The organism is Stenotrophomonas sp. PS02289 (genome assembly GCF_029960115.1).
In the GTDB taxonomy this organism is placed as follows: domain Bacteria; phylum Pseudomonadota; class Gammaproteobacteria; order Xanthomonadales; family Xanthomonadaceae; genus Stenotrophomonas.
Genome location: NZ_JASCOZ010000334.1, coordinates 1 through 1,289 on the forward strand (window position 1 = coordinate 1; position 1,289 = coordinate 1,289).

General features: G+C 67.8%; 1 protein-coding gene. It reads left to right on the plus strand.

The genetic code is table 11. The annotated features are described in order from the left end of the window. Positions 1-52 precede the first annotated feature (52 nt). Complete coding sequence (locus QMX83_RS21460; RefSeq protein ID WP_282298648.1) at positions 53-1,234, plus strand: heparan-alpha-glucosaminide N-acetyltransferase domain-containing protein; 1,182 nt, start codon at positions 53-55, stop codon at positions 1,232-1,234. Positions 1,235-1,289 lie beyond the last annotated feature (55 nt).

The following is a 1,289-nucleotide window of genomic DNA, read 5'->3' on the forward strand; positions in this document are numbered from 1 at the left end:
GCCGGCCAACGGCCGGCGCTACCGGAAAACCCAAACCGACGACACAACCGTGATGTTATATCCTATCTCGCCCACCCCGGGCCGCACCTTGTCCCCCTCCCCCCGCCTGACCTCCATCGACCAGCTGCGCGGCACGGTCATCGTGCTGATGCTGCTGGACCACGTCCGCGAGACCTTCTACCTGCACCATCAGGTGCCGGACCCGATGCCGGTGGACACGGTGGAGCCGGCGCTGTTCGCCAGCCGCCTGCTGGCCCACCTCTGTGCCCCGGTATTCGTCCTGCTGACCGGGCTTTCGGCCTGGCTGTACGGCAGCGGCCAGGCCGATCCGCGCCGCGCGGCGTCTGCGTTCCTGCTCAAGCGCGGCCTGTTCCTGATCGCGCTGGAGCTGTTGGTGGTCAACTTTGCCTGGACCGGGCAGTTCCCGCCCAGCGTGATCTACCTGCAGGTGATCTGGGCCATCGGGCTGAGCATGGTGGTGCTGGCCGGCCTGCTGTGGCTGCCGCGTGCGGCACTGGCCGTGCTGGCACTGGCGCTGATCGGGGGACACAACCTGTTCGATGGCGTCCACGTGGATGGCAACGGGGCGATGGCCGTGATCTGGAAGGTGCTGCACCAGCGGGACTGGATCGAGGTCGGTGACACCCTGCGCCTGCGCACGTCCTACCCCGTGCTGCCGTGGTTCGGGGTCATCGCCCTGGGGTATGTGATCGGGCCCTGGTTCATGCGCGGCGGCGATGCACGGGTGCGCCAGCGCCGGCTTCTGTGGGCCGGTGGCGGGGCGCTGTTGGGGTTTGCGCTGCTGCGTGCGCTGAATGTCTACGGCGACCAGCCATGGCAGGCATTTGCCGATGCCGGCACGACCGTCATGAGCGTCTTCAACGTCACCAAGTACCCGCCGTCACTGCTGTTCCTGCTGCTGACGCTGGGGATCGGCCTGTTGCTGCTGTGGCTGTATGAACGCCCGGCCGTGGCCCACCGGCTGGTGCCGCTGGCCGATATCGGGGCCGCGCCGATGTTCTTCTATCTGGTGCATCTGTATGTGTTGAAGCTGCTGTACCTGGCCGCCGTGGCGGCATGGGGAACGAACCGCGGCACGTATTTCGGGGTGGACCAGGTGTGGCAGTTGTGGGCGATCACGGTGGTGCTGGCGGTGGCGCTTTATTGGCCGACGCGGGCGTTTGCGCGGTTGAAGGCGCGGCGGAAGGACCTGGTGTGGCTGCGGTATCTGTGACGCCCGCTCGGTAGCGCCGGCCGTTGGCCGGCCCACGCAGCGTCTGGGCCGGCCA